At 61.2% G+C, this 21,077-nt stretch carries 15 protein-coding genes and 1 riboswitch; of the genes, 7 read left to right on the top strand and 8 right to left on the bottom strand.

Annotation, left to right across the window (positions count from 1 at the left end):
- Positions 1–6: 6 nt before the first annotated feature.
- Positions 7–1,170 carry a PSP1 domain-containing protein gene (locus CLV84_RS11610; RefSeq protein ID WP_245911491.1) on the bottom strand — a complete coding sequence of 388 codons (1,164 nt, stop codon included), beginning with the start codon at positions 1,168–1,170 and terminating at the stop codon, positions 7–9.
- Positions 1,171–1,263: 93 nt separating this feature from the next.
- The gene (locus CLV84_RS11605) at positions 1,264–2,466 is read right to left on the bottom strand and encodes a DNA polymerase III subunit (RefSeq protein WP_245911488.1); all 1,203 of its coding nucleotides are present in this window, start codon (positions 2,464–2,466) and stop codon (positions 1,264–1,266) included.
- 59 nt (positions 2,467–2,525) lie between these two features.
- On the opposite strand from CLV84_RS11605, the gene CLV84_RS11600 reads away from it, so the two are divergent.
- A complete protein-coding gene (locus CLV84_RS11600; RefSeq protein ID WP_104419957.1) occupies positions 2,526–3,341 on the top strand; it encodes a universal stress protein in 816 nt (271 codons plus the stop codon).
- Between the two features lie 9 nt (positions 3,342–3,350).
- Positions 3,351–4,454, top strand: coding sequence for a quinone-dependent dihydroorotate dehydrogenase (locus tag CLV84_RS11595; RefSeq protein ID WP_104419956.1), 1,104 nt, complete (start codon positions 3,351–3,353; stop codon positions 4,452–4,454).
- Here CLV84_RS11595 and porG read toward each other — a convergent pair.
- Positions 4,426–5,304 (bottom strand): type IX secretion system protein PorG, encoded by an 879-nt coding sequence (gene porG / locus CLV84_RS11590; protein WP_104419955.1) that lies wholly within the window; start codon positions 5,302–5,304, stop codon positions 4,426–4,428. The genes CLV84_RS11595 and porG overlap by 29 nt on opposite strands.
- 89 nt (positions 5,305–5,393) lie before the next feature.
- Entirely contained in the window at positions 5,394–7,616 is a 2,223-nt protein-coding gene (locus CLV84_RS11585) for a DUF5916 domain-containing protein (RefSeq protein WP_245911487.1), read from the bottom strand.
- A gap of 133 nt (positions 7,617–7,749) precedes the next feature.
- On the opposite strand from CLV84_RS11585, the gene CLV84_RS22240 reads away from it, so the two are divergent.
- The 3 genes from CLV84_RS22240 (at position 7,750) to CLV84_RS11570 (ending at position 11,826) form a co-directional block, all read left to right on the top strand.
- A complete protein-coding gene (locus tag CLV84_RS22240) occupies positions 7,750–8,760 on the top strand; it encodes a helix-turn-helix transcriptional regulator (RefSeq protein WP_319921901.1) in 1,011 nt (336 codons plus the stop codon).
- A 69-nt stretch (positions 8,761–8,829) separates the two neighbouring features.
- Positions 8,830–9,576 carry a hypothetical protein gene (locus tag CLV84_RS11575; protein WP_104419953.1) on the top strand — a complete coding sequence of 249 codons (747 nt, stop codon included), beginning with the start codon at positions 8,830–8,832 and terminating at the stop codon, positions 9,574–9,576.
- Positions 9,569–9,754: riboswitch (cobalamin riboswitch) on the top strand. It overlaps the preceding gene by 8 nt.
- A 161-nt stretch (positions 9,755–9,915) precedes the next feature.
- Entirely contained in the window at positions 9,916–11,826 is a 1,911-nt protein-coding gene (locus tag CLV84_RS11570; protein ID WP_104419952.1) for a TonB-dependent receptor plug domain-containing protein, read from the top strand.
- A 170-nt stretch (positions 11,827–11,996) separates the two neighbouring features.
- Here the strand turns inward: CLV84_RS11570 and CLV84_RS11565 are convergent, their stop codons facing one another.
- Together CLV84_RS11565 and CLV84_RS11560 are read right to left on the bottom strand one after the other, a co-directional pair.
- Complete coding sequence (locus CLV84_RS11565) at positions 11,997–13,118, bottom strand: DmpA family aminopeptidase (RefSeq protein WP_245911486.1); 1,122 nt, start codon at positions 13,116–13,118, stop codon at positions 11,997–11,999.
- Between the two features lie 197 nt (positions 13,119–13,315).
- Positions 13,316–15,601 carry a DUF5682 family protein gene (locus CLV84_RS11560; RefSeq protein ID WP_104419951.1) on the bottom strand — a complete coding sequence of 762 codons (2,286 nt, stop codon included), beginning with the start codon at positions 15,599–15,601 and terminating at the stop codon, positions 13,316–13,318.
- A gap of 279 nt (positions 15,602–15,880) precedes the next feature.
- Here CLV84_RS11560 and CLV84_RS11555 point away from each other — a divergent pair, with 279 nt between their 5' ends.
- Entirely contained in the window at positions 15,881–17,206 is a 1,326-nt protein-coding gene (locus CLV84_RS11555; RefSeq protein ID WP_170067675.1) for a serine hydrolase domain-containing protein, read from the top strand.
- Positions 17,169–18,299, top strand: coding sequence for a VWA domain-containing protein (locus tag CLV84_RS11550; protein ID WP_245911484.1), 1,131 nt, complete (start codon positions 17,169–17,171; stop codon positions 18,297–18,299). Before CLV84_RS11555 ends, CLV84_RS11550 begins: the two co-directional genes overlap by 38 nt.
- Here the strand turns inward: CLV84_RS11550 and CLV84_RS11545 are convergent.
- On the bottom strand, positions 18,296–18,784 hold the full coding sequence (locus CLV84_RS11545; RefSeq protein ID WP_146088784.1) for a hypothetical protein: 489 nt from the start codon (positions 18,782–18,784) through the stop codon (positions 18,296–18,298). The two genes, CLV84_RS11550 and CLV84_RS11545, sit on opposite strands and share 4 nt — an antisense overlap.
- A 50-nt stretch (positions 18,785–18,834) precedes the next feature.
- Positions 18,835–21,045, bottom strand: coding sequence for a transferrin receptor-like dimerization domain-containing protein (locus CLV84_RS11540; protein WP_104419947.1), 2,211 nt, complete (start codon positions 21,043–21,045; stop codon positions 18,835–18,837).
- Positions 21,046–21,077: the final 32 nt, after the last annotated feature.

Here is a 21,077-nt window from a genome sequence, read left to right as displayed (position 1 = left end):
GGCGGTTTATTCCTTCTTTCCGTTGTCTCCCGGCCGGGGCTTCCGGCGGTTGCGGCTGCGCTTTTTCCGGCGCGGCTTATCGTTCGGTTCATGGGTACCCCCCCCCTGTGCTTTTGGCGTACCGGAAGCCTTTTTCCGGCGGTTTCCCGATTTTTTGCTCCGGGTACCGCGTTTTCGCTTTTCGGCGGGGAGCTCCACCGCTCCGGTGACGTCTTCGTAAACGAAGTCGTCGCGGGTATCGACGGCCTGCTGAAAGGATTGCAGATCGGCGGGTTTCTTTCCCTCCCGGTTCAGGGCCAGGATCTCGTGCACTTTGTCGACTGGCAGGGGGAAGAGCAGGCCGCGGTTCTCCCGGTAAGTGTAGTACATCAGGCCCTTGAAGATATCGGTTTTGACGAGTTGCCCCGTGCCGGCCTCCGTTCGCAGTTTATCCGCTTTGTCCGGAAAGGCCTCCAGCGCTTCCATGTACGTATTCAGTTCGTAGTTCAGGCAGCACTTCAGGCGGCCACACTGGCCGGAAAGTTTGCTCTGGTTGATGGCGATGTTCTGATAACGGGCCGCGGCGGTGTTGACGCTCTGGAAATCGCTCAGCCAGGTAGAGCAGCAGAGTTCGCGACCACAGCTCCCGATGCCACCGAGGCGACCCGACTCCTGCCGCGGACCGATCTGGCGCATTTCGATCTTCACGCGAAGCTGGTGGGAAAACTGGCGGACCAGCTGCCGGAAGTCAATGCGGTTGTCGGCGGTGTAGTAGATGGTAGCCTTGCGCCCGTCTCCCTGGAACTCCACGTCGGAGACCTTCATGGCCATGTGGTTCGTCCGCGCGATGGCGCGGGCGGTGGTCAGCGCCTGAATTTCGTTCCGTCGCGCTTCGTGCATTTTTTCCAGGTCCCGGTCGTTGGCCTTGCGCAGGACGCTTTCGGTAACCTTGGCCTCCTTGACGTTTTTCTTTTTTAGCTGGAGCAGGACCAGCTCCCCACTAAGGGAGATGCATCCTACGTTGTAGCCATTGCTGGTTTCCACGGCAACGTAATCGCCGGTGTACACGCCCAGATTCGGGGGGGCGTGGTAGAAGCCCTTGGAGGCGCCGTCCTTGAAGCTGACTTCGACGATATCGGTGGTAAACGCATCGTCGACGCCCAGATGACTAAGCCAGTCGAAGGAGCTCATCTTATTGCAGGATCCGGTACCGCAGTTGCCCTTGCTGCCGCAGCCTTGTGGTGTTCCGCAGGAAGTACATCCCATTGGTCAGGTAATTTATGGTTACGCCCTTGCGGCCCCTTCGGGCACGCGGTGGCGGAGTATTTGGTGCATGCGGATACCCGCATCCATGAAGAGTATTTTGGGATTGGCGTTGCGCTCGACGTGTTCGGCGCATTCGCTGAGCAATCCCGTGATGTCCGCCAACTGGTCTTGGTCGATCAGCGGCAGCATTTTCTTGGCGCTCTGCAGTTCGGCTTCCGGGAGGCGGACGCCGCCGTGGGCGTCGCCCGTCACCGACAGGAGAAGGAACTCCCGCCAGAAGTGGAGACAGTAGCGTAAAAAGTGTTTCTGGGTCTCCCGCCCCAGTTTTGCGAATTCGTCCGTCCAGGCCACCAGCCGTGCCGGACTTCCCTGGAAGCAGGCCCGCATCCAGTCGAGCAGCAGGGGGCCGTGAGCGTCGGCTTCGCTTTCGGCCAGGGAGAGGGCAAGATTGTAGTTGCCCGCGGCCAGGCGCGCGGTGGCGGTGGCGCGAAGTTCCGGCAGCCCGTTCTTCCGCAGGGCCGCAGCGATCTCTTCCCCGTTCGGCGGTAGCAGCTTCGTCAACTGGCAGCGGCTCAGGATGGTGGCCAGGATCAATTCGAGCCGCTCGGCCACCAGCAGAAAGATGGTGCTTTCCGGAGGCTCCTCGATCATCTTCAGCAGGCGGTTTCCCTCGTTCCCCAGGTACTCGGGGAGCCAGATGAGCATAATTTTGTAGCGGCCCTCGAAAATTTTCAGGTTCAGTTTGCGCAGGATGGCGGCGCAGTTGTCGCGGTTGATGTTGCCCTGTTTGTTTTCGGCGCCGATGCGCTGGAGCCAGTCATTCGCTTCCATGTAGGGCGATTCCCGTACCGCGTTCCGCCACTGCGGCAGAAACTGATCGCTACTCGCTTTGGAGCCGACGGTCGGGAAAGCGAAATGGAGGTCGGGATGTACGCAGCCAGCCGTTTTGCGGCAGGCGCGGCAGCTCCCGCAGGGCGTATCGCGGTGCTCCCCCTGGCGATTTTCGCAGAGGAGCAAGGTGGCCGTAGCCAGCGCCGCGGCCAGTCCGCCCCCGCCCGGAGGAGACAGCAGCATATTCGCATGGGGAAGCCGGTCGGCGGCCGCCATCTGGCGAAGTTGGGCAAGCCCCGGGGGCTGGTGTATGAGCTGATCGAACCGCATGGTGCTGGGCGCGAAGGTACGAAACGGCAACGCTGCGCGGGTGGCAAGTACACGACCCACCGTTTTGCCGGGTTGCAAACCCCGGGGCCGTATTCCCGTTCCATCCCCAAAAGCTCCCGATGAAAAAGATTATGGTCGCCACCGATTATTCCGAAAGTGCCAACAGCTCCGTCCAGTACGGCGTTTCCCTGGCCAATCATTTCGGCAGTTTGCTTTCCCTGGTATCCGCCGTGGAGGAACCCTACTCCGCCGCGGCCGGCGCGCTCATCGACGTGAAGGATCACATCCGGGACGAAGCCATGGAAACCATGGACAAGGTAAAGCGGGAGGTGAGCGGCCAGCTTACCAGTGGGGCGACCATCGACACCCACACCGTCGACGGAGAACCCGGCCCGACCATCACCCGGGTAGCCAAGGCGAAAGATTATAATCTTATCGTCACCGGCACCAAGGGCAGCGATGCGGCCCGCGAACTGTTTACCGGTAGCGTCGCCAATTCGGTCATCAAAAATTCCAAGCTGCCCGTTCTGGTGGTCCCCGATAAGATTCCCTTTCGGGAATTCCGCCGGATTTTGATCGCCGTCGACGAAAAATCGCTCGCCGGTAGCCACGTCCTCCAACCCCTGATTGACGTACTCAGTGCCTACGACGCCGAATTGATCGTGTACCACGGTGACGAAGACGGCGACGGCAAGGGCTACGATCCGCGCCTCGGCCAGTATCTGGGTGACGTCAATCACCGCTTCGAAGTCAGAAGCGGCAAAGACGATAGCATCGCCGAAGGCATCGAGCAAGCCGTCAAACTGCACGACGCCGATCTCCTCGTGATGATCTACCACGACCGCGGATTTTTCGGTCGCCTGTTTAATGAAAGTACGGTCAGCAAAGTCGTCTTCAAGAGCACCGTTCCCCTACTCGTCCTACAGGATGTGTAGCTTCGCGGCATGTACCGTCTCCTCAAACCGCTACTTTTTCGCCTTGCCCCCGAGCGGGCACACCACCTGACCGTGCAGGGGCTCGCCGCCACGCTGAGCCTCCCCGGCGTCAGCGATCTTTTTCGCCGCCAGTACGACTTTGACGACGAACGCCTCCACCGCACCGTTTTCGGCCTCCCTTTTCCCAATCCCGTGGGGCTTGCGGCGGGCTTCGACAAAGACGGTAAGTATTACCGCGATATGTCCAGTCTGGGCTTCGGGTTCCTCGAACTGGGAACGGTAACGCCCCGCCCCCAGAGCGGCAATCCCCAGCCCCGTCTCTTCCGGCTGCCCGCCGATCGGGCGCTCATCAATCGCATGGGCTTCAATAACGAAGGCGTGGACGCCCTGGCCCGTCGACTCCTCCGTGACGGTCGACCGGGCATGGTGGTGCTCGGCGGCAACATCGGTAAGAATAAGGATACGCCGAATGAGGAGGCTACCGCGGATTACGTCCACTGTTTCCAAAAACTCTTCCCGCTGGTGGACTACTTCGTGGTCAATGTCAGCTCACCCAATACCCCCAATCTGCGAGCGCTCCAGGACCGGGAGCCCCTCACCCGCCTACTCACCGCCCTGCAGGAACTGAACCACCAACTCACCCGCAGCACGCAGCGCCCCCCGGTCGGATTGGGACGACCGGGTGCACTGTGGCAGGAAAAACCGATCCTGCTCAAGATCGCGCCCGACCTCAACGAGGCGCAACTGGACGATATCCTGCAGATCGTTTCCGATACCGGTATCGCCGGCATCATCGCCACGAATACCACCGTAGCCCGGGAACCGCTGAAAACGGATGCCCGAAAGGTGGCGGCCATCGGAAACGGCGGACTGAGTGGCGCCCCCCTCCGCCGCCGGTCGACGGAAGTCATTCGCTACCTCTACGAGCAAAGCGGCAAACAACTACAGATTATCGGAGTCGGTGGCATCGATGACGTAGCTTCCGCCAGGGAGAAGCTGGCGGCGGGTGCCCAATTGATTCAACTGTACAGCGGCATGGTGTACGCGGGCCCGGGGCTGGTGCGGAACATCAAGAAAAGCCTCGTTAGTTCCGGCGTTCCTTCACCTTCTTAACCCGAATCTTTCTTCCCTTGAAGACCTTCGGGCAGAGGACGTCGCCGAAGTAATAATTGATGCCGATGCCCAGGAAGATATAGTGGTCGTTGTTCGTGCTATCTCCCCTTTGGGTACCCGTACGGTCGATGCGCTCCCCGTCCGGTCCCGGCAGCCCGCGATCGCTCATGCGGGCGGAGTTGCTGTTCGGCCGCCTTTCCCGTAGCACATCCAGATCGGGATAGACGGTACTAACGTCGTCCAGGTAGTCGGTAGCGGTGTTCCGCAGGCTCAAACTGGCGTCCATGCTGAGCTCGTAGGTAAGATCCCAACGAAAGCCGATACCGTAGGCCAGGGCCAGACTCACCCGGTGGTATTCGTCGCCGATGGGCTGCCCCTCCGTTCCCAGGCGCTGCAGTTTGATGGTCTCGCCGGTGGAAGTAACCCCCTGCGGATTAAAAGTAAAGGCGGAAAAGCCCGCGAAGGCGTAAGGCGTAAAGGGATATTTGGAACTCCCGTGGTAATAGGGTAAAAAGTTGAACTCGAACTGCCCGGTGAAGTCGAAGACGTTGGACACGAAGTTCAGATTCCGGCGTTGTTCGAAGGTATTGCGGCTATCGCTGTCATCGGCGAAGAGGCGCCCGTAGTTGAGGCTGGCGCGGGCGGCGAGGCGATGGTTGAAATTATAGCGGGCGGCAATTCCGCCGGCGGGCCTGGGCCGGTTGAAACGAAACTCCGTGTTGAGGTCGCCCAGGTAAAAGGCGGCACCGAGCCACGGGCCGACCTCCAAACCGCGCATCTGGAGTTGTGCCGCTGCTTTACCGTTAAAGAGTACTAATGCAAAGAAGAAAAGAAAGATTGTTTGCCGCATAGTGCTTCTGAAGTGAAGGTGGTAACGCGCCTATGCCAGTAAAGATTGCCCTTCCCGGAAAGACCTGTACCCCTGCGTCTCGGCGCCGTCTAAATATTGAGCCAGTAAGTTACTTTGGCTACGATCGAACGGTTCTTCACCCCGAAGTCCAGGCTGTCGTAATTGTCGGTGTATACGAGGAAAAAGTCGCTCACCGGCGCGAAACGCCACTGCAATCGGGCGTTGACGTTGATGTTGTCGATCTGGTCGTTGTATTGCAGGAAGGTGGTCAGGAAAATTGCCTTCGTGAAGGTGAAGTCGATCCGCGGCCCGATTAGGAACAGGGCCTTCGAGGCGTAGGGCGAGGGCAGGTCGATGTACTGGTAACTGAACCGCAGGTCGATGCTGCCGAAGGGCTGGTAGCGGTACTGCAGGTTCCCGCTCAGGCTGTAGCCGTAGCCGTTGAAGAATTCCCCGACCTCCGTTTGCAATCCCGTACTCAGGCGTTTGCGGCCGTCGCTTTCGTACTCCGCGCCGGCCCGCCAGTACCCGTAGCCCCGGCCGCCTGGCAGGGGCGTTGCTCCCGTACGGGAGGGGTCGAAGTCGTCGAAGAGAAAGATGTATTCGTAGCCCCCGGCGGTAGTGAAGCGGCTCGTGTTCGCGAAGCGCCACTGGTAGCCGGCACTGAAATTACGGTCGGTTAGGCCGTCCCCCGGCTGCGAAAAGACTCGCGCCTCCAGGGTAGGTCCCCGTTGGATGACGCCCGGATTTTTCGGATACGTAATATGGGCCGCCTGAACCCCGCTCGTGAAGTAACCCCGCCGGGGCACGAAGCCCACCTCGGCGTTGAATTCCTGCCCCACGTATACATGGTCGTACTCGACGTTCCAGTTCCGGTGGCGGTACTCCAGGTTGAGGCCGTGGGTGTAGTCGTCGCCGCCCGCCAGCTGGCTGAAGCTGCGGTGCACGAAGGTCTTGCCGTTCCAGGCGTTGTCGCGGGTGGCCAGGTTGAAGTCAAGCCCCGCCACCCGGTTGAAGTCCGCATTCCGCTCGGTGGAATCGGAGAAATTACTGAAGTTCTGTTTGTTGACGAATATGCCGCCCAGGTTGCTCCGGGCCCCGATGCGGCGTTGGGTGGCGGCAACGGTGTAGTTGAAGCTGGGCATTCCCTGGTCGGTGTTCTTGGCCGCCTGCATATTCAGCAGCCCGATGCGCCAATCGTCGTTGGCCTTGCCACTGAGTCGGGCACCGAAGTAGATCGGGTTCTGGAGGCCTTCCCCGGTGGTAGTATCCCGGGTCACCCCGATCCGGCGGCTGAAGAAGGGGTTGGCCCGCTCGAAGCCAAACGAGCCGAAGAGGTCCGCGTTCTCCAGGAAAAATTGCCGCCGTTCGGGGAAGAAGACCTCGAAGCGGGTGGTGTTGATGACCTGCTCGTCCACTTCCACCTGGCTGAAGTCCGGATTGACGGTCAGGTCCAGGTTAAGTCCGCTGCCGATGCCCACTTTCGCGTCGCCCCCTACGTCGCCGTCGAAGTCGGTCGGCGTCCCGGCCTGGTAATCCCGCCGCATGCCGCCCCCGGCGTAGGGGATCACCGCGAGATTTTTACCCTGGGCCGCCGGTGCTCCGCCTTCGAATTTCAGCGAGCCCATGTAGGCCAGGCTCATGATGGTCTGATTCTGGGGGATGCGGTGCCAGGTGCTGCGGGTGTTGCTCTGGGTATCCATCCGGTAGCTGTTGAAGAACCATTCGGCCGCTCCGGCGGGAAAGCGCATGCTGGCCAGCGGGATGACCAGTTCGCACGACCAGTAGTCTTCGCCGATGAAGCTCTCGCCCCGCCACTTGTTGTCCCACTCCTCGCGGAAGTCCTCGCTGCTCTCGCCACCGTTGTAGATCAGCGCCTCGCGGCTCACCCCGTAGGGGTTCATGCCGAAGACGATGGCGTTGGTCTTGTCACGGAAGGGGTTGAAAACGAAGGTGATGTTGTCGTTGCCCCCGGCCCGGTAGTCACGGCGCAGGCTGGGGATGATGAATTGCTTACCCGGGGTCCGGCAGATGGCGGCTACGTACAGGTTCGCGTCGTCGAAGCCGAAGTAGATTTCCGTCGGGTAGGTGGAGTGGGAAGTGTCGGAGGGAAAAGTTTCCCAGAAATCCTTGGCCGGCGCTCCGCTTAGCCATTCGATTTCGTTCAGTTGCCCGTCCAGTTCGATGCCTTCGCTGAAGCGTACGGCAATGGCTTCGGGGGCGCGGTTGGCTTCCCGCTCGTCGAACGTCAGGGTTTGCGCAAAGAGGAACGGGCCGAGCAGCAGCCCGAGACTGAGGAAAAAAAGGTTCACTAGGCGGAGTGTAAAGGCGGTAGGGAAACTAAATATACACGTTTAACCATTTGGGCGCCGGGGCGCGGGAGAAAAGATTGCAACGTGCACCCCGTGCGTATCTGCCCCCGACAACCTTTAGTAACTTTCCGGAATGTACGTTTCCGTATACCACATCCTGATCGTGACGCTTTTCACTCTCTGTCCCATTTTGCTGTACGGGGGGCACGTTACGCTGACCGGAACGGCGCCCGAAACCTACCGGGGACAGGTGGTTTACCTGGACATTCTCGAAGCCCCCCTCGGTGTCATTGCGATCACCGACGATCAACTCCTGGCCAGCGCCGACATCGACGGTCTGGGGCGGTTTGCGTTTACCGACCTTACCCTGCCGGACCGGCCTAATCTATACCGCATCCGGTACAGTAGGCGCGACGTGTCACCGTTTAATATCAATGCATCCCGGCGCCATTTTCTAAATGTTGTGTTTCAAGGAGGAGACAGCATAGCGGTGAACGGCTTAAGCTTGGTCAGTCCCTCACCCATCAATCGGGCGCTGCTCGATCTGCAGGTCGGACTGGACTCCCTCTCCCCCGGCTCCGGCAGCATGACCGACCGGCGCGAGTCACTGGTCACCGAATTACGCGAACGGTATTTGCGCCAACAGCTCTACGATACCGCTCTGAATCCGTACGCCCGCGTACATGCCCTGGGCTCCCTCGGATTCGAAGTACCCACCGCCGAGGATTTGGAGGCCGGTCGCACGGCGGTGACGCAGACCGAATTGCCGGACAGCTTCGCCGCAGCAGTGGACCGACAGTTGGGCAGCGTAACCTTCGCACGCCTACAGCGGGAGAATACCCTGCTTTGGAGGGGACTAATTAGTACCGGTCTGCTATCGTGCACGCTGGCCTTTATACTGTACCGGCAGCGGCAACGCCCTACCGTGCTGCCCCCGGCTTCGGCAAACGAAGAGCTATCCCCCAAGGAACGGGAAGTTGCTACCCTCATTGCCACGGGCCACAGCAACAAGGAGGTGGCGGCCGAGCTCTACGTATCGGTTTCCACCGTGAAGACCCACGTTAACAGCATCTACCGCAAACTGGGCGTGACCTCCCGCGGGGAGCTGAAAGCCAGGGTTTCCGCGGATTCCACCCCGGTCTAGTCCCCTTTTCCACCCCTTTTAGCTTGCTCTGCGGTGGTTCAACGATGCTTCTTGCGAAAAATCCTTCGCATGAGAATCCTACTTTTTTGCCTCGCCGTTCTTTTCGGCACTCACATTCACGCACAGTCGCCCTCCCCCTGGACGGAGGCCGATGCGGCCCGCTACGCTCGGGAGCGAACCGATTCCACGCTGTGGGACATGCCGCGACTCGCCGAGGATCTTAGCTTCTCCTTTGATTCTCTGGAGGTAGTTCCCCCGCTGGTCAACCTCGCCTCACCCGTCCCGGAATACGACTGGGGATACGTCAGTTCCCGGCTTACTTCCCTGGATCTTGCCGGCCGACGGATCAACGGAGTCACCTACGCTTACGCCTACGATGAGTACCGACCCGCCCCCACGGACGATAGCCTGGCGTACTATTATACCTACTTTACAATCTATGTGCTATCGGACTCGGTGCATCTGGATCAGCGCATGAGCTCGGTGATTTCCCGTAATTATCCCCATTACCTGGCGGCGGGGAAGCAGGTCACCGAAATAGGCGACGTGTCCTACGTACAACTCTCCCTGGCCGCCGGTGCTAACCTGGCCCTCGTAGCCCGGCAGTATTTCGATCTCCACCAGGGACGGACGATTCTGGTCGCTCCGTTACGGGACGGCTCCCTTCGCTTTTTGCAATTAATGGCTTCTCCGGAGTGGCTCCGCTCCGGGCAGGCGGGCGACGCCTACAATGCGGGTATGATCGAGGATTTCGAGCGGACGCTGGAAGCCGATCCCCAGGTGATTGACTTTTTCACCCAGCCGGGAAGTCTTTAATCGGATATACGGTATACCTTCGCCGCGCAATCGGGAAAAGGGAATCCGGTGAGAATCCGGAGCTGTCCCCGCAGCTGTAAGCCCCATATGCCCGCCGTCATTACGTCACTGGAGCGATCCGGGAAGGCGACGGCCGGGTGGAGCGAGCCAGAAGACCTGCCCGGTAGCGTCATATTTCTTTGTCTTTCGGTGAGAAAGGACGGGAAGGGAAGTTTAGCCGGTAGCGGGTAGCTAGTGGCGGATAGCGGGTAGGCGATAGCGTGCCTTTGGTACTATCTGCTGCGTCCCACCCGCCACTCGCTACCTGTTACCCACCCCCCTCGCCGGCAACCATCCCTTATGTACCGGCAATCGCTATACCTTATTCTATCCTTCTACGCCACCGCCCTCTTCGGTCAGGCTACCCCACCCCTGGAAACGACCACCGAAGAAGTCGTGGTGACCGGATCGCGCTTTCCCCGCCTCGCAGCCGACGGCCCGGAGCACGTGACCGTGATCGATTCGGCGACCATCGCCCGGTCTACCAGCCTGGCGGAATTGCTCAACGAGCAGGCCGGCATCGTGGTCAACGGAGCGTACAGTAACTTCGGCAAGGACCGGAGCCTCTTCCTGCGCAACGGCGCCAATCAGTACACCCTCATCCTGGTGGACGGCCAGCCGCTGATCGACCCTTCCTCCCTCGGCGGGGCGGTCGACCTGCGCCTGTTATCCCTGGAGGGCCTGGACCGCATCGAGATCCTGCGCGGAGCCCGCTCCCTGCTCTATGGCTCGGACGCGGTGGCCGGGGTGATCAACCTGGTTACTTCGGGTCCGACCGGGGACAGATCTTCGGGAAAAGGCACCCGCCCGGACCCGTTTACCTTACACCTGCGCGCCGCCGCCCAACGGTACGGCACGCTGGAAGGGAACGCCGGGATCAGCGGCCGCACCGAAAAGCTCGACTACCGCGTGAGCTACGACCACTTCCGCACCGACGGGATCAGCGAGGCCACGCCGCCGGAGGGGGTCAAGGACACCTTTAACCGCGACGGCGCGCAGCGGCAGACCCTGCTGGCGAGCCTCACCTATCGCCCCACCGAGCGTTGGAGCATCCGCCCCTCGCTGCGGCGCGCCAGCTTCGACGGCGACTACGACGCGGGCTCCTTCCAGGACGCCGCTAACCGGTACACCAACGACCTATGGCTGCCGAGCGTGGCCATTGACTATCGGACGCCCACCCTGAGTGCCGGGGCCCGCTACAATTACGCCGCTACCGATCGCGTCTTCAACGATGCCTTCGGCGAATCCGCCTACCGGGGGCGTGCCCAGCAGGGAGACGTGTTCCTGAACCTGCTTCCCTCCGAGACCCTGGCCCTGACCCTCGGCGTGCAACTGCGCCGGGAAGCCCTGGAAGACCAAGTGGACTCGACGGAGAACCTCACGGCTACCAACGCCAGCCCCTACGCCCAGCTGAATCTGAACCTTTTGGAGCGCGTGCTGGTGGAAGCCGGCGCCCGCTATAATTTCCATTCCGACTTCGGTGGCCAGGCGAACGGGTCCCTCGCGGTCGGCTACCGGCACACGGAAAGCCTGAAAAGCCGGATATCGGTAGCTACCGCCTTTCAGAGTCCTACCCTGGACCAGCTCGGCGGGCCATTCGGCGCTAACCCCGATCTGGCCCCTCAGGTATCGACCTCTTTGGAAGCGGGGCTGGAGTTTGCGCGACCCGGGGGACCGTACCGGGCCAGCCTCTCCGTCTTCCAGCGAACGATCGAGCAGATCATCATCTACGGAGCGGAGGGCTACGCGAATCAGGACGAACTGCGCGACCGCGGCGTAGAACTGGAGGCGCGCAGCCGACTGGATCGCCACTTTACGGTCAACGGCAATTTCACCTTCGTGCAGGGACGCCTGAGCTCCCCCGACGGCCAGGGCGGCACGACGGAAAGCCGGGAATTTTACCGCCGCCCCCGGGTGACGGGTTTACTGGGGCTGACCTTCCGGGCCGAGAAACCCTTCACCGCCCGGCTCACCGCCGCCTATACGGGGGAGCGGCCGGACGTGTACTTCGATGCCGGCTTCAACCGCTTCACCACGGAGCTGGACCCTTACGTGCTGGTCAACGTATACGCCGAGTACAAGCTGCTGAAACAGCAAAACCTCACCCTCTTCGGGGAGGTACGTAACCTGACGGATACGGATTTCACGGAAGTGACGGGCTTCAGCACCCTCGGGATTACGCCGCGGGTGGGCGTGGCGTGGACATACTAGTCGTCTGCCGAATGCAGCGTAGCGAAGTTCGTCCGCCGACGGGTCGGGGTGATCGCTAGTCGTCTGCCGAACGCAGCAGCGCGAAGTTCGTCCGCCGACGGGTGATGGTAACCAACTGGGCGGACGAGCAGCGCTCGGCAGACCAGCTGGCTGCTGGGGCACCGTTCCCGTCATTTCACCACGCCCCGTTCGCGCAGCAACTCCAGCACCTTCTCCACGGGCAGGGCCTCCCGCGAGTGACCGTCGTGGCCGGTCATATCCTCGGCGGCAAAAAGGGAGTTGATGATGGCCTCCTCGGTCGCCTCGATGGTGGCCAGGAACAGGGGGGATACGGCTCCATTGGTGAGTTCGCTGAGCGTTCGCGGCCCTTGCTGGCCCGGCCGGATCCGATTTTCCTCGGCGGTGGAGAAGGCGATCACGTAATCACCGCTCCCGTTGCTGGCGATGCCCCCCGTTCGGGCCAGCCCGAGCATGGCCCGCTTGGCAATGCGCTCCAGATTGCGTGACAGAACCGGTGCGTCGGTAGCCACCACGATCATGCAGCTTCCGTCGGCCTTGCCCTCCAGCTCGTCGACCCAGTAGTATTCCCCCAGCAAGGGGCCCACGGGTACGCCGGCTACGTTGAGTACGCCCCCGAAATTCGTTTGTACCAGTACCCCCACGGTGTAGCCGCCCAGGCTCTCGGGAAGTTTGCGACTGGCGGTACCGATGCCGCCCTTCCAGCCGAAGCAGAGGGTACCGGTGCCGGCGCCCACGTTTCCTTCCGCTACCGGTCCGTCGGTGGCCGTTTCGATGGCCCGTAATACATCGGCTTCGGTGACGTGACGGCCGCGAATGTCGTTCAGGAAGCCGTCGTTCGTCTCGCCCACGACGGCGTTGACGCTGCCCACCCCGGGATTATCCCGCAGGCAGGCCATGATCAGGGCATTCATCCCGGTAGCCACGGCGAGGGTATTGGTCAGTACGATAGGCGTTTCCAGCTCACCCAGTTCCTGCACCTGACTGTAGCCGGCTAGCTTGCCGTAGCCATTGCCCAGGTGAATGGCAGCCGGCACCTTTTCGCGGTAGAGATCGGCACCGTGGGGAAGGATAGCGGTGACACCGGTACGGATGCTGTCGCCCTGGATCAGCGTGGTATGCCCTACCCTAACGCCGGGCACATCGGTGATGGCATTGGCTGGCCCGGTTAGCACAACTCCGAAGGGAATGCCGGCTTCGCGGGGCCGTTGCTGCGCCATGGCAATCGAATTGAGCGTGAAGAAGAAAAGGTATAGGAAGTAGCGAACGGACATGACCTAAAAGTAGGCAGGGAAACGGGCAAAACGAAAAAAGCGCGCCTCCTTTGGAGGCGCGCTTCTTGTGTAGTTCGCGTGTAAAATAGCTTTTCCCGTGACCCAGAGGTTTTGGGATAGCGTCATGTAGCCAAGAAACGTGGAAGAAACCGGTTGTCGCACAAAGCGCAACGGTGTCGGAAAGCCGGGGGTTGAAATCAGGCGATCCACTGCAACAGGCTCTGTAGTAACTCGCGGGCCTCGGGGGCCGGATCGGGATGATTTGCTACGCCGGATTGGTCGTTCTCATTCGATTCGACTAATTGCATCAGGCGCTTGCGATCATACCTGGAGAAATCCGCGAATGTTCGCCGCAGTTGCGGGATTATTTCTTCGAAGTTTTCCCAGCTTAGAGCGGAGACCCATTCATCGATCAACCGAAAGAGCGGGGCATAGTGTAACAGCATTTGCCCGCCGCCGTGTAGAAAGCCGGCAATCCAGGAAGCTACCGGTCCGGCACCACGGGCACGGGAAAGGGCGAGGGAGAAACGGTCGGCCGTGGTTGAGGCTGCCATCCGTTGGCGATCGTAGAGTAAGCGAATGCAGTGGCCCTCCACGGCGGGGTGGGCACCTGCGTCGGCGGTACGGTGCAGCCCGGAAAGCCATAACTCCTCCAAGTCATCGTTGCCCAACTGCGCGAGATGGTAGTGGGTAGCGGCGATTAATCGGACCATGTCCATCCCCCCCTGGTCGTCGATATTACTACTGGCGGCGGGCAATCCGGCGGCCAGCCGGGGAAGGATCTCCTCGATGACCACCAGTAGCGCGGTCGTGTCGGTTTTGCGACTGTCTCCGTAGCGGCTGGTCTGGACGAGCGACGGCAGGCTGGCCAGCAGCGCCGGCACGTCCGTGGTTTCGGCCGCCCGCCGGCGTACGAGCTCCATCAGGCGGGGTACTACACCGGCCAGACCGGCCTGCAAACACTGGAGGGTGAGATCGGCGAGCGCGCGCACGGAGGTCATACCGGCGGCCTGCTCCCGGCTATAGGCTGCGGCCGCTAGGGCGACGGTATTGCCATAGCTTCCCCGTTCGATAACGAGCAGGCTGAATTCGGGCTGCCACTCCATCAACCATACCTCCTTGAAGCTGCTCAGGCTATCGGGGCCACCGGGCTGGAGCTTTCCCCAACGGATGCCGAGAAGATTCAGCCGGTGCAGGAGGTGGCTCTTCCGCAGGTCGTTAGGCTGGCGTAGATCGATCCCGCCCCGGGGATCGGATTTGGTGGCTTTCAGGTAGTGCTCGCCGGCGGTTTCCCACAATTTGCTCAGCCGGGTCGTCTTCACCTCCGCCCGTAGGTCTTCCAATAGCGGAACGGTGGTTACCCCCGGGGGAACGATACCAACGGTTTCCCCTACCGTGAGTCGTTTACGAATCAAGTCCAGGCGTTCCGGCTTTCCCGCGGCGAGGGTACTCAGCACGGCTTGCTCCAGTTCCCCAATGCCGGGGCAGGCATGATCGCGGAGCGTAGCCAGGGTATTGGCTAGTCCGACCGCTTCGGTGGCCATGGCGGGGCTGGCCTCGAAGCCCTCCTTCCGGAGCAATTGACCGGCCGCGGCCATCCAGCGGTCGACGGCCTGGTCGGGATAATCGAACAGCGTGGCATACCAGGCCGGGGAGGTGACGCCGGCCCCGTAGCCACCTTCGCGGGAAAGCCGGGGGAAGGACCAGGGCACCCAGGCTTGGCTCACCGTCACTTTGGGCAGCCCACGCAACAAGGCCTTGTCGGCGCTGGCGCGCCGGTTGGGGGTGTCCTGCACGGCGGGCGCGTGCCAGGCGCCAACTACTATGGCGATCCGCTCGAAGGGTTCTTTCATGGCCTGGCGAATCTCACCGCGCATGTAGGCTTCCCGTTGCTCGTTCTCGTCGTTGGAGGCTTCGGGGAAGGCGGTACGCAATTCGCCGACAATCCGCTCGATCGCCGAAAAGGTGTCTGCGTTGCTACCGCCGCCACGCTCGAGGGTAGCGTCCCACCAGCTTTCGCTGTCGGGGTAACCGGCCAGTTCGGCCACCAGCGACAGGGGGTCGCTTCGCAACTGCCTCGCCAGTGCTTTACGGGTTTTTCCCGGTACGACCGAGGGCGTATCGGGCTCGTCGGTAGGAAATAGGATGAACTGCTCCGCTTCGCGCACGGCGAGGAAATTCTTTGCCGGCAGGTCGATCGGTCGCACCTCCACCCCCTCCCTAAGGGCCCAGTCGATGGCCTGATATTCCGGACTGAAGCGGGCGAAGGGAAAGAAACTCGCCCGCTCGATGTCCTTGGCGTCGTAGAGTACGAGGGCCAGGGGGGGGCGCATCCCCGGTTGCAACAGCTGCCGTAGCGACGAACGGGAATCCGCAGGCATCTCGACCAGTATCAAATCGGGGTTCCAATCCTCCAGGACGGCCCGCAACCGCCGGGCGGAGCCGGGTCCGTGGTGCCGAATGCCGAAGGTGCGGAGTTGCATGGGACAAAGGTATTGCTTTGGGGGTTGCTCGCCCGCGGCTCGTTGAATGCGTTCACTATGCTGGTCGGCTTCCCTATACTGATCCGGGTGACATTGGCCGGATGCTCCGAGATTTCTTCCCTCAGCTTTTACGGATTCGCTTCGGTCGGGCACGGATTTTAGCCGGATTTTCCCGCATGCCCGGCTTCCAGTAAGGTGAATGCGCTACGCGTGTTCCGGACCTTTCAACGGAGTAGTGGCTACGACACCGCCCGGTGTCATCCTATGTATCTTTGCCTTATGCACACCTCTCCCCTTCACCGCTGGCTCGTCGGGCTGACTTTACTGGCGGTACTGCTCTTCAGCGCGTTTCTGTGGGTGAAGCCGCTGCTGAATATCGGCGGAGGCTATGCCGCGAAACACGCCTGCAGCTGCCATTTTATCCAGGGGCGGGAGTTGGGGGAAATCAGCGATCACGATCTTAATTTCAGTATCCTCGGACAGTTTGCGCTGCGGGAGGCCAACGGCTCGGTATACGCTTCCCTTTACGGCCTGGTCGAACGCCGGGCGCATTTCGTGACGGGAAAGGGATGCGTCCTAATTACCAACAACGATATGGACCTGCCCGATTCCCGTACCGTAGCTGAACCACCGGTGGCGGGGAGCGAGCCCGTTTTATCCGGCACGGGCAGCGCGGGCCTGGAAGCAGCCCTCGATTTCGGCATGCAGCCGGTGCCGGGGGGAGGAGCCAGGGGCATCGTCGTGCTCAAAAATGGCAAGTTGATCGGGGAAAGGTATGCTCCCGGATTCGATCGGGACACCCGCCAGTTAGGCTGGTCGATGACGAAATCCCTCACCGGTATGGCCATCGGCGCCTACCTGGCAGGCCATAAACCGACGACTTCTGCCCCCGCCGCGTTAGCACGTTCCACTGACAACATCTTCCCCGCCATCTGGCAGGACGAGCGAGCCAAGATCACCCTGGCGGATCTGTTGCATATGAATTCCGGCCTGGAATGGAATGAAGGCTACGGCAGTATTACGGATGCAACCGTCATGCTCCACGAAAAATATGATTTCGCCGATTTCGCCCTCCGCCACCAACTGGCAGAGACTCCGGGAACGGTGTGGAATTATTCCAGCGGGACCACCAATATCCTCATGGAATACCTCCGTACCGAGCTGGGAGGCAATCCGGCACTGTATACATTTCTCGATTCCCTTTTCGGCCCCGTTGCCCCTACCCTACTCATCGAGCCGGACCAGTCCGGCCGGCCCGTCGGTAGCAGCTACGGCTGGGCGACTACGCGCGACTGGGCCCGCCTCGGACAATTCATGCTCCAAGACGGCGTCTGGAACGGGCAGCGCCTGCTACCCGCAGGCTGGATCGACTACATGCGGCAACCCGCCGCGGGTAGCGACGAAATCTACGGTGCCCAGCTCTGGCTTCCCGGGCCCGACACCCCCTCTCTGCCCGAGGATGCGTTCATGATGCGCGGATTTCAGGACCAGCGGGTGTTCGTCATTCCCAGTCGGCAACTGGTAATTGCCCGCCTGGGTCACGGAAAGGACAAAGTGACCGATTTCGATGGCCTCATCCGCCGCATTCTGGACGCCGATGAGTGACCACGAGGAGCATCTGCGTAAGTGGAGGCTTATTCTGGGCCAGGATGCTCAGGATGAGGGTGGCGGCCCCAAGCTTCCCGCCCGCGCCCAAAGTATGGACGCCGTACTGGAGGCCCTATACAACAGTGACGACCGCCGGGGCGGACTCGGCCCCTCCAGCCCCAACGTTAATCGCTGGCTCGGCGATATCCGGAAGTACTTCCCCACCGACACGGTGCAAATGCTGCAACGGGATGCCCTGGAGCGGCTGGGCCTGCAGGAGATGCTGCTCGAACCGGAACTACTAAAAACGATCCAGCCAGACGTACACCTGGTAGGGACGCTGCTCAGCCTGAAGAACGTACTTCCCGAGCGCAGTCGGGAAAGTGCCCGGCAGGTGGTCAAGCGGGTAGTGGAGGAAATTGAAAAAACGCTGCGCCAACCACTTCTTCAAGCGCTCAGCGGCAGGCGGCGCCAACAGGCCCGTAACCGCCGCCCCCGGCACAGCGACATTGACTGGCACCAGACCATCCGGGTGAACCTGAAGCATTACCAACCCGAGCACCGCACGGTACTTCCCGTGCAACTGCGGGGGCAACAGCGTAGCCGTACCAGCCTCAAGCACGTCATCCTGCTCGTCGACCAGAGCGGCTCCATGGCCACTTCGGTAGTGTACGCCGGCGTCCTTTCCTGCATTCTGGCCAGCCTGCCAAGTGTGACCACCCACGTCGTGGCGTTCGACACCAGCGTCGTCGACCTCACCGCGGAGCTTCCCGACCCTATCGAACTGCTCTTCGCCCTGCAACTCGGGGGCGGAACCGATATCGGCCGTGCCCTACGCTACGCCGAACAACTCAACGTGGCCCCGCGGGACACTGTATTGGTGCTACTGAGCGATCTCTTCGAGGGAGGGTCGGTACCGAATATGCTGCAGAGCGTACGCCGCCTCGTCCAGAGCGGTCTGACCTTCCTTCCCGTGCTGGCACTCAACGACCAGGGGGCGCCCGCTTACGATCATGACGTAGCGGCGCAACTGACGGAACTGGGGCTCAGACCCTTTGCCTCTACCCCGGGAACATTTCCGGAGACCCTGGCAAGGGCCTTATACGGCTAGAAATGAAGGTCGACGATGCGCAAGCGCTTGTACTTCCCGGTCCGAAACTTTCGCCGGCCGAGTAATTTCACCAGCAGGAACCCCGTGCCGGCGGAAGCAAGCGTTACCAGGGCATCGTCCGCGCTATAGTTCGTCGAGTCGATCTTATCGGTCGCGTAGCCGAGGGCGGCAAACAGCGACCACCCGGCTCCAAAGGTGATCAGGCCATAGCCGAGCCGGGTTGCGATGGTACTACCGCGGTGGACGGCCTCGATATCGTCCAGCATGATGAACCGGTCGTTGATCACCAGCGCCTGAATATCGGGGCGCATTTCCCGGATATACCCTTCCTGCCAGAAATTATCGCCTTCCATCCGGAAGCGCAGCATCTCCCCTTCGTACACCCGGTCGCTTTTCGAATCGGTGAGCTTTTCGAACAGCATAACCCGTTGGGCGTGGACGCAGGAGCAACAGCATAGTACAAACAGGAAAACAAGGGGGCGCATAGGCGGGCGATAGTTCAGGACAAAGACAGCGCGCTGGGGGGTAAAGTTGGTTATTTAGTAGCGACGATGCCGATGATGCGTTTCATTTGATCCGCGTAGGTTGACAGCACCGCACCCAGTTTATCGATCTGCTCCTGGGCTTCCCCGAAGTTTCGCTGCTCGATGGCCTCCCGAACGCCGGGAAAAGTTTTCACGCCGTAACCCGTATAAAAACCGGGGGCGTAGACGTGGTGAACGAACCACGGGCGGCGGGGGAGCCCCTCCTCCCGGGTTAGCTGTCGTTCCAGGTCCATGAATAGGTTATTGAGCCGCTCCCGTTGCGCGTCTGGTTGCTGGGTGGCGGCGTCCGCGCTGTAATCCCCTGCCAACCCGCCGATCCGGGTCAGGCCGTTCTGTAACGGGGCAAAATTCAGATAGGGAACCTCCTCCTTCGGCTTAGGCGCGGAGAAGGCTTCCTTCGGGTCCGCCGCCAGTTCGTAGGCGTTTTCCCGGATCAAACGGTTTTCCCGCGCCGTGCGCTCGCGAATATCGTCGGCCAGTTTCGTGACTTCCGCTCCGTACGCCTTCAGCGTCTCGGCCATGCGCGTGAACTCGAAGGGCAGTACGTCGGCGTTGGCCAGGCGCAGCGTAGTCCGACCGGCTACCTTGACCAGGGCGCCGCCGTAGCTGAAGTCGGGATCCTTGAATCGCTTATAGTGATCGTAAGAATCGTACATCGTGTGGTATTCTCCACCACTACTCTCTCCGCCAAAACCCATGTTGAAAGCAGCGATACCGAGATGTTGGAAGAACGGAGAATAGTCAGACCCGGATCCTAGCGCGGACAGCGGGAAGTCCGTGATGTCTTTACCTTCGGTGGCCTCGGCGGCCTTGCGACGCTCGAATACACTGACGCCAGTTTGGGGATCTTCTACGTCCTTGGTGATCTGACCGAAGAATTTTTCGAGCGTATGCGATCCACCTGCGTTGAGGAAACCCCGGCCGCTGGCGTCCGTATTGATGTAAGCGACCGCCTTTTCCCGGAGCTCGTCGGCGTGGGTTTCCACCCATTCCGTGGAGCCCAGCAACCCGGGTTCCTCAGCTCCCCATGCGGCGTATTTGATGGTGCGCTTAGGCCGCATCCCGGCCTTGGCGAGCTCGCCGACCGCGCGAGCCTCCTCCATTACCGCCACCATGCCGCTGATCGGATCGTTGGCTCCGTGCACCCAGGCATCGTGGTGGTTGCCACGGATCACCCATTCATCCGGGTATTGCTCCCCTTCCAGGGTGGCGATGACGTCATAGGCGGGCGCGAGCTCCCAGTTGAATTCGAGCCCTAGGTGGACCTTCGCCGGCCCGGGGCCGATGTGGTAGGTGATCGGCAGGGCTCCCCGCCAGCTGCCCGGCGCTACCGGTCCGCCGAGTGCCTTCAGCAGCGGCAGGGCGTCGTGGTAGGAAATGGGTAAAACCGGAATTTCGGTCAGCCCTTCGGCTTCGGAGATATCCAGCCGCTCGGCATCTTTGGTAGCCCCGTAGCCCGGGGTCAGTGGGTCGCCGGGAGCACGCGGGAGATCCATCACCGCCCCCCGCTGCACGCCATACTCATTTTTGTAGGCACCGTCGGGGTAGGTCGCCCCCTGGTAGTAGCCGTCATCTTCGGGGTCGGAATACAGGATACAGCCGATCGCTCCCTTTTCGGCCGCCACTTTCGGTTTGATGCCGCGCCAGGAGCCCTGGTACTTAGCGATCACGATCTTACCCGCCACGTCGATGCCCCTTCTCTCCAGTTCCTCGTAGTCGGCGGGGACGCCGTAGTTTACGAAGATCAATTCAGCGGTTACGTCCCCATCGATGGAAAAGGCATTGTAGGGGGGCAGGGCCGCTTCCGTCTGCTCGGTAGCCGCGTCGCCTTCCACCGGGGGTTCCTGTAGCATGGCGGTGTAGGGAGTCGGCTCCAATAATTCGAGCTTGCGCACTTTGGGAGTTGGGAAGAGTACGTCAAAGCGTTCCACTTGCACCTCGTACCCCCAGGACCGAAATTTTTCCGCCAGGAAGTCCACTACCTGTTTATCGTAGGGCGAGCCTACGTGATGGGGTTGGGCCGTCATGTACTGCATCCATTCGTCCAGGTTGCCGGGCTTAACCTTGGTATCGAATTGACTTTCCAGCGCGCGCTGTTTGGCGGCCGACGCTTCCGTAAAGCCCATCAGCGGGGCGGGGGACTGACCTAGCAAGCAAGCACCGAAGAGGAGCGGCAAGCAGGTTGAAAGAACGGTTTTCATCGGCGGGGGATTGAGCTGACAAAATAGCGAAA

It is taken from the genome of Neolewinella xylanilytica (assembly GCF_002934605.1).
Classification (GTDB): domain Bacteria; phylum Bacteroidota; class Bacteroidia; order Chitinophagales; family Saprospiraceae; genus Neolewinella; species Neolewinella xylanilytica.
Note: the sequence above shows the minus strand (reverse complement) of the source record. Positions and strands in the feature narration are given on the sequence as shown.

Bases quoted from the DNA above. Each gene is read 5' to 3' on its own strand.
- CLV84_RS11595 (WP_104419956.1), top strand. From the start codon at position 3,351: ATGTACCGTCTCCTCAAACCGCTACTTTTTCGCCTTGCCCCCGAGCGG.
- CLV84_RS11545 (WP_146088784.1), bottom strand. From the start codon at position 18,784: ATGCGCCCCCTTGTTTTCCTGTTTGTACTATGCTGTTGCTCCTGCGTC.
- CLV84_RS11555 (WP_170067675.1), top strand. From the start codon at position 15,881: ATGCACACCTCTCCCCTTCACCGCTGGCTCGTCGGGCTGACTTTACTG.
- CLV84_RS11610 (WP_245911491.1), bottom strand. From the start codon at position 1,170: ATGAGCTCCTTCGACTGGCTTAGTCATCTGGGCGTCGACGATGCGTTT.
- CLV84_RS11540 (WP_104419947.1), bottom strand. From the start codon at position 21,045: ATGAAAACCGTTCTTTCAACCTGCTTGCCGCTCCTCTTCGGTGCTTGC.
- CLV84_RS11570 (WP_104419952.1), top strand. From the start codon at position 9,916: ATGTACCGGCAATCGCTATACCTTATTCTATCCTTCTACGCCACCGCC.
- CLV84_RS11575 (WP_104419953.1), top strand. From the start codon at position 8,830: ATGAGAATCCTACTTTTTTGCCTCGCCGTTCTTTTCGGCACTCACATT.
- porG (WP_104419955.1), bottom strand. From the start codon at position 5,304: ATGCGGCAAACAATCTTTCTTTTCTTCTTTGCATTAGTACTCTTTAAC.
- CLV84_RS11565 (WP_245911486.1), bottom strand. From the start codon at position 13,118: ATGTCCGTTCGCTACTTCCTATACCTTTTCTTCTTCACGCTCAATTCG.
- CLV84_RS11600 (WP_104419957.1), top strand. From the start codon at position 2,526: ATGAAAAAGATTATGGTCGCCACCGATTATTCCGAAAGTGCCAACAGC.
- CLV84_RS22240 (WP_319921901.1), top strand. From the start codon at position 7,750: ATGTACGTTTCCGTATACCACATCCTGATCGTGACGCTTTTCACTCTC.
- CLV84_RS11550 (WP_245911484.1), top strand. From the start codon at position 17,169: ATGGCCTCATCCGCCGCATTCTGGACGCCGATGAGTGACCACGAGGAG.
- CLV84_RS11560 (WP_104419951.1), bottom strand. From the start codon at position 15,601: ATGCAACTCCGCACCTTCGGCATTCGGCACCACGGACCCGGCTCCGCC.